The organism is Streptomyces sp. NPDC002156 (assembly GCF_053593675.1).
Map to the genome: position 1 here is coordinate 20,966 of NZ_JBSFDA010000139.1, position 6,350 is coordinate 27,315.

Sequence of the window (6,350 nt, forward strand, 5' to 3'; positions counted from 1 at the left end):
GGGCCGGCCTGCGGGTCAGCCCTTCACCGCGCCCTGCATGATCCCGCCCACGATCTGCTTGCCGAAGATCGCGAAGACGATCAGCAGCGGCAGCGTGCCGAGCAGCGCGCCCGCCATGATCAGCGACTGGTCGGGGGTGAAACCGCGCCCCAGACCCGCGACCGCCACCTGCACGGTCGGACTGCCGGTCTGGGTCAGGACCAGGAACGGCCACAGGAAGTCGTTCCACGTCTGGACGAACATCAGCATGCCGAGGACGGCCATCGCGGGCCGCGCCGCCGGGAACACCACGTGCCAGACCACGCGCCAGCTGCTCGCGCCGTCCACCCGGGCCGCCTCGATGATCTCGTCCGGGAGTGCCTGGATCAGGTACTGCCGCATGAAGAACACCCCGAAGGCGTTCACCAGCGACGGCAGGATCACGGCCTGGAGCTGGTCGGTCCAGCCGAGCTCGGCGACCATCATGTACAGCGGGATGATCATGAGCTGCGGCGGCACCATCATCGTGCCGATCACGATCAGCATCAGCGCGCCCCGCCCCCTGAAGCGCAGCTTGGCGAAGGCGAACCCGGCGATCGTGGACAGGAACACGATGGTGACCGCCGAAGTTCCGGCCACCAGCGTGGTGTTGATCATCGCCTCGCCCATGTTGGCGTTTTCCCAGGCGAGTTCGAGCTTGTCGAACAGACCGCTGCCGAACCAGAACGGCGGCGGGGTCTGCGCGAGCCGGTTGTTGTCGCGCGAGGCGGCGATCGCCGTCCACACCAGGGGGAACAGCGAGCCGATGGTGAACAGGGCGAGGATGATGTACGCGATCGGTCCGGCGTGCATGTGCCCGCCGGCGCGCTTGGCCTTGGAGCGCCGCTGCCTGGGGGACGTGTCGTCCGGGGCGGGCGGTTTCGTCAGTGTCGTCGTCACGGCCGGTTCTCCTTAACCACTGGCGCGCAGCCGGCGCGAGATGACGTAGTTGATGACTCCGATCACGATGAGGATCAGGAACATCGTCCAGGCGATGGCGGAAGCCCGGCCCAGGTGCAGGTTGACCCAGCCCTGCTCGTACAGATACAGCCCGAGCGTCTGGAACTCGTGCTCGGGGCCGCCGGACGCCCCCTTGTTCGGGTCGAACAGCAGTGGCTCACCGAAGAGTTGAGTCGCTCCGATGGTCGAGACGACCACGGTGAACAGGATCGTCGGGCGCAGCGAGGGCAGCGTCACATGGATGAACTGCCGCCAGCGCGAGGCACCGTCGAGGGCCGCGGACTCGTACAGGTCCTGCGGGATGGCCTGCATCGCGGCCAGGTAGATCAGGGTGTTGTAGCCGGTCCAGCGCCAGATGACGATGGTCGAGACGGCGAACTGCGAGGGCCACTTGTCGTTCTGCCAGTCGATGTTGTCGATACCGACCAGGTTCAGCACCCAGTTGATCATGCCGTAGTCGCGCCCGAAGAGAAGCACGAAGACGAGCGAGGCGGCGGCGATCGACGTGGCGTACGGAGCGAGCATCGCGACCCGGTAGAAGGTTGAAGCCCGCAGCTTGTAGTTGAGGATGTGCGCCAGGCCCATCGCCATCAGCAGCTGCGGAACCGTCGAGATGATGCCGATCGTCAGGGTGTTCTGCGCCGCGTTCCAGAAGAACTCGTCGTCGAAGAGGCGGGTGTAGTTCTTGAGCCCCACCCATTCCATGTCGTTGGGCGCCGTCAGCTCCACCGAGTGCAGCGAGGCCCAGCCCGTGTAGATCAGCGGGAAGAGCCCGAAGGCGAGGAAGAGCAGGAAGAACGGCGAGACGAACGCGTACGGGCTCCAGCGCAGGTCCCGCTGCCAACGGCGCGAGAGCCGGTCCCGGCGGCGCCTGTCCGCCTCGGGAGCCTCGGTGGCGGGCGGACGGGCCGGGGCCGCGCCCCCCTCCTTCGCGGGGGGCGCGGCGATGTCGTGCCGGGCGGACATACCGGTCACTTCTCCAGGTTGTTGTCGATGGTCTTGGTGGCCGTGTCCCAGGCTTCCTTGGCCGACTTGCCCTTGGTCACCAGGATCACGCCGTTGTCGCTCAGACCCTGCATGATGATCCCGTCCTTCGGGCCGATGACCTGGACCGGAATCGCCTTGGCCGCCTCGGCGAAGATCGTGCCGATCGGGGCGTCACCCGTCATCTCGTTCTTCGCGCCGGTGACTTCGGGCAGGGTGTACGCGCCCGGCGTGCTCGGGAAGTTGCCCTGCACGCTGAAGAGCTTCGCCTGCTGCTCGGGGGCGGTCAGCCAGGTGATCAGCTTCGTCGCCTCCGCCACGTGCTTGCCGGACTTGGGCACGGTGAGGAAGGTGCCGCCCCAGTTGCCGGCCTTGGGCGGCACGGCCACGTCCCACTTGCCCGAGGACTCCGGCTTCGACTTGCCCTTGATGGTGCCGAGCATCCACGGCGGGCAGGAGATCGCGGCGAACTTGCTGTTGGCGATCGTCGTGTCCCAGGCAGGCTGGAACTGCGTCTCCTTGCCGAGCAGTCCGTCCTCGGCGGCCTTGGCGGTCAGGTCGAAGCCGGCCTTGATGGCCGGGTTCGTCTTGTAGATGACCTCGCCGGAGGAGTCGTAGAACTTCTCGCTCTCACTGCCGAGGATGGCGTTCAGCAGACCGCCGGGCGAGTCCATGAAGGTGGTGCCCGCCGGAGCCTTCTCCTTGTAGTCCTGGCCGACCTCGACGAACTTGTCCCAGCTGCCCGCCCACAGTTTGCCCACCTCGTCGCGGTCGGTGGGCAGACCGGCCTGCTCGAAGAGGTCCTTGCGGTAGCAGATGGCCATCGGGCCGACATCGGTGCCGAGTCCGATCGTCTGGCCGTCGTCGGTGGTTGCCTGCTTCCACTTCCAGTCCAGCCAGGTGCTCTCCTCGACGCCCGCGGCCTTGGACAGGTCCGTCAGCTTCGAGGCCTGGGTGTCCACGATCTCGGCGATGTTGGCCACTTCGACGGCCTGGACGTCCAGGAGGCCGCTGTTGGTGGTGAGGTGGTTGAGGAGTGGCGGGTAGTAGTTCTCGTTCCGCTCGATGACGTTCTCGGCGATCTTGATCTTCGGGTTGAGCTTCTCGTACTCGGCGTAGAGACCGGCCTCTTTGAAGCCCATGGTGCCGAATAGACCAAGAGTGATGGTGGTCCTGTCGCCGTCGCCACCGCCCGACGACGAGCCGCCGGTGTTGTCGCCGCCGTCGTCGGCACAGCCGGCCAGCAGCCCGGCGCCCAGCGATGCTACGGCCGCGAGGACGACCGCCCTGTTGCGGGCGGATCGGGTACGTGCTCGCATTGCGTCCTCCTGTTGCCCTGACGTGCCGACCCCCCGGCCAACTGCATTGTTGGGCCCGTTAGTTCGTCTTGAATCGCGTCGCTGCGGCTCGGGCGGGGAACGTGCGGGATGTGTATGTGTCAGGTACCGTGGGAGCGCTCCCATCGGTGATGTGTTGAAGGTTCGTCGGTCCGGGCGGGGGTGTCAAGGGCGATGACGGGAGGAGCTGTCTTCAGTTATCGGCCTGTTAACTAACTCGGCGGAGCGGCGCGAAGGGGACGCGGACCGGTGAAGATCGGCCACTACGGCAGTCGGCGCGGGAACCGGGCCGGGCCGGTACGGAGGGCGGTTCGGCGACTCCTGTCGCCGCTCGGCCGCCGGGGCGGTCTGACCTCCCCGGTGGTGACAGGCACCCCCAGGCAGGACTGTTAGATTCCAGGCCAGGGCGATGACAGCGGAAGGGCGGAGCCAGATGGCAAGCCACGGAGCGCGGGGCCGCAGCGGTGGCCGGCCGACCTTGGAAGAGGTCGCCGCGCGCGCCGGAGTGGGCCGCGGCACGGTCTCCCGGGTGATCAACGGCTCACCGAGGGTCAGCGACGCGACCCGCGCGGCGGTCGAGGCGGCGGTCGCGGAACTCGGCTACGTCCCGAACACGGCGGCCCGCGCCCTCGCGGCGAACCGCACGGACGCGATCGCGCTGGTGGTCCCCGAGCCGGAGACCCGCTTCTTCGCGGAGCCGTACTTCTCGGACATGCTGCGTGGCGTCGGGGGTGCGATCTCGGACACGGAGATGCAGCTCCTGCTGATCTTCGCGGGCAGCGACAGGGAGCGTCAGCGCCTGGCCCAGTACCTGGCCGCCCACCGAGTGGACGGCGTGCTCCTGGTCTCGGTCCACGCGGACGACCCGCTCCCGGACCTGCTGGCCCAGCTGGAGATCCCGGCGGTGATCAGCGGCCCGAGGTCGGCGGCGGAGACCCTCACCTCGGTGGACTCGGACAACTACGGAGGCGGCCGCCAGGCAGTCGAACACCTTCTCTCCCGAGGTCGCCGCAAGATAGCCCACATCACGGGCCGCCTGGACGTGTACGGTGCCCAGCGCCGCGTCGACGGCTACCGCGAGGCCCTGGAGGCCGCGGGCCACGAGGTCGACGAGGCCCTGATCGAACCGGGCGACTTCACGGAGGAGGGCGGCCGTCGCGCGATGACCCGCCTGCTCTCCCGCTGCCCCGACCTGGACGCGGTCTTCGCGGGCTCGGACGTGACAGCGGCGGGCGCCCGCCAGGTCCTGCGCGAACAGGGCCGCCGTATACCCGACGACGTGGCCCTGGTCGGCTACGACGACTCGGCCATAGCCCGCCACATGGACCCGCCCCTGACGAGCGTCCGCCAGCCGATCGTGGAAATGGGCCGGGCGATGATCGACCTCCTCCTGGAGGAGGTCGCGGACCGCCGCCCGACGGCGTCGCGGGTACTGGAACGCCGCCGGGTGGTGCTTCCTACGGAACTGATGACCCGTACGTCGTCCTGATGTGCCGACGGACAGGGGGCGTACGGGAGTTCACGGACGCTTGGCGGCGGGCAGCGACAGCCGCCATCTGATCTCGCCGTCCTGCTCTTCCTCCGTCGGGAACAGCCCCGCCGCCGAGGCGACCGCCGCCGACGCGTGATGGCCGGGGTGGATGTGCGCGACGACCGTACGGACGGCCGGCGAGCGTCGCCCCAGCCAGCCCACCAGCTCCCGTGCCGCCTCCGAGGCGAGCCCGCGCCCCTGCCAGGGCGTACCCACGACCCAGGCGATCTCCGCGATGCCCCGGTCGTCGGCGACGGTGGCCTGGACGGTGCCCGCAAGACAGCCGTCCACGCGCAGCCGCAGCACCCAGTTGAGCCACGTCACGGACGCGTCCGGGGAACCGGCGACGAGCCGTTCGTAACGAGTGCGCAGGGCATCGGGGCTGCTGGGGGCGCCGCCGATGAACGTGTGCAGGACGGGGTCCGAGAGCGCCGCCGCCATCTCCTCGGCGTGCGCGACGGCAAGGGGGACCAGGTCCAGACGGGCGGTGCGGAGGGTCGGTGTTCCCATGATGTTCCCAAGGGGCCGGACACGACTAAGGGCTGACCTGTCTTCACAGGCCAGCCCTTGATCAATCAGGGTGAGTGACGGGACTTGAACCCGCGGCATCCTGGACCACAACCAGGTGCTCTACCAGCTGAGCTACACCCACCATGACCGGGTGAGGAGTTCCGAGTGGTCTTCCTGACCGGCCGAGAAAAAGTGTACAGGGTCAGAAGGGGTGCTCGCGCCCGGCTTTCCCGGGGCGGTGGCAAGGGCTGTCGTACGGGCCGTTGTGGAGGCTGTCGTACGGGTTACTGCGTCGCCGGCAGCGCGTGCTTGGCCGCGATCGTGCGGGCCGTGTCCGAGTCCGGGCCGGGCTGCGGTACGAAGATCGCCTCGCGGTAGTAGCGCAGCTCGACGATCGACTCGCGGATGTCGGCGAGGGCGCGGTGGTTGCCGTTCTTGGGCGGGCTGTTGAAGTACGCCCTCGGGTACCAGCGCCGGGCCAGCTCCTTCACCGAGCTGACGTCCACGATCCGGTAGTGGAGGTACGCCTCCAGGGTGCCCATGTCGCGGAGCAGGAAGCCGCGGTCCGTGCCGACCGAGTTGCCGCACAGCGGGGCCTTGCCCGGCTCCTTGACGTGCTCGCGGATATACGCCAGGACCTGTGCCTCGGCGTCCGCCAGCGTCGTGCCGCCGGCCAGCTCGTCGAGGAGTCCGGACGCGGTGTGCATCTGGCGCACCACCTCCGGCATCGTCTCCAGCGCCGAGTCGGGCGGACGGATGACGATGTCCACCCCCTCGCCGAGTACGTTCAGCTCGGAGTCGGTGACCAGTGCGGCCACCTCGATGAGCGCGTCGTCGGACAACGAGAGACCGGTCATCTCGCAGTCGATCCACACCATGCGATCGTTCATGCGTCTCACCTTACGGGGAGGCAGTGCGGGCTGAACCCCACGGTGCAATGGGTTCGCCCCCGCCGCCCCTACCCGTCCCTCCCCCAGAGGGGGGACCCCCATCGGGGGCGCTGCCCCCGA

Annotated in this window: 6 protein-coding genes and 1 tRNA gene; 1 reads left to right on the forward strand and 6 read right to left on the reverse strand. The window is 68.6% G+C overall.

The window, feature by feature from the left end; all coding sequences use genetic code 11:
• Window positions 1–15 precede the first annotated feature (15 nt).
• The 3 genes from ACWCRB_RS37480 to ACWCRB_RS37490 are packed head-to-tail and all read right to left on the reverse strand — an operon-like array spanning window position 16 to window position 3,281.
• The gene (locus tag ACWCRB_RS37480) at window positions 16–918 is read right to left on the reverse strand and encodes a carbohydrate ABC transporter permease (protein WP_451000325.1); all 903 of its coding nucleotides are present in this window, start codon (window positions 916–918) and stop codon (window positions 16–18) included.
• A 12-nt stretch (window positions 919–930) separates the two neighbouring features.
• Entirely contained in the window at window positions 931–1,944 is a 1,014-nt protein-coding gene (locus ACWCRB_RS37485; RefSeq protein WP_451000330.1) for a carbohydrate ABC transporter permease, read from the reverse strand.
• 5 nt (window positions 1,945–1,949) lie between these two features.
• A complete protein-coding gene (locus ACWCRB_RS37490; RefSeq protein WP_451000326.1) occupies window positions 1,950–3,281 on the reverse strand; it encodes an ABC transporter substrate-binding protein in 1,332 nt (443 codons plus the stop codon).
• A 451-nt stretch (window positions 3,282–3,732) separates the two neighbouring features.
• On the opposite strand from ACWCRB_RS37490, the gene ACWCRB_RS37495 reads away from it, so the two are divergent.
• Window positions 3,733–4,788: a LacI family DNA-binding transcriptional regulator gene (locus ACWCRB_RS37495; RefSeq protein ID WP_451000327.1), complete on the forward strand. Its 1,056-nt coding sequence runs from the start codon at window positions 3,733–3,735 to the stop codon at window positions 4,786–4,788.
• Between the two features lie 30 nt (window positions 4,789–4,818).
• Here ACWCRB_RS37495 and ACWCRB_RS37500 read toward each other — a convergent pair whose 3' ends face one another.
• The 3 genes from ACWCRB_RS37500 to orn form a co-directional block, all read right to left on the reverse strand.
• Complete coding sequence (locus tag ACWCRB_RS37500; protein ID WP_451000328.1) at window positions 4,819–5,340, reverse strand: GNAT family N-acetyltransferase; 522 nt, start codon at window positions 5,338–5,340, stop codon at window positions 4,819–4,821.
• A gap of 69 nt (window positions 5,341–5,409) precedes the next feature.
• Window positions 5,410–5,482 (reverse strand) — tRNA-His (locus tag ACWCRB_RS37505).
• 142 nt (window positions 5,483–5,624) lie between these two features.
• Complete coding sequence (gene orn, locus ACWCRB_RS37510; RefSeq protein WP_451000329.1) at window positions 5,625–6,230, reverse strand: oligoribonuclease; 606 nt, start codon at window positions 6,228–6,230, stop codon at window positions 5,625–5,627.
• Window positions 6,231–6,350 lie beyond the last annotated feature (120 nt).

What these genes read in the sequence shown, in the direction of transcription:
- ACWCRB_RS37500 (WP_451000328.1), bottom strand. Translation starts at nt 5,340, where the DNA reads ATGGGAACACCGACCCTCCGCACCGCCCGTCTGGACCTGGTCCCCCTT.
- orn (WP_451000329.1), bottom strand. Translation starts at nt 6,230, where the DNA reads ATGAACGATCGCATGGTGTGGATCGACTGCGAGATGACCGGTCTCTCG.
- ACWCRB_RS37495 (WP_451000327.1), top strand. Translation starts at nt 3,733, where the DNA reads ATGGCAAGCCACGGAGCGCGGGGCCGCAGCGGTGGCCGGCCGACCTTG.
- ACWCRB_RS37485 (WP_451000330.1), bottom strand. Translation starts at nt 1,944, where the DNA reads ATGTCCGCCCGGCACGACATCGCCGCGCCCCCCGCGAAGGAGGGGGGC.
- ACWCRB_RS37490 (WP_451000326.1), bottom strand. Translation starts at nt 3,281, where the DNA reads ATGCGAGCACGTACCCGATCCGCCCGCAACAGGGCGGTCGTCCTCGCG.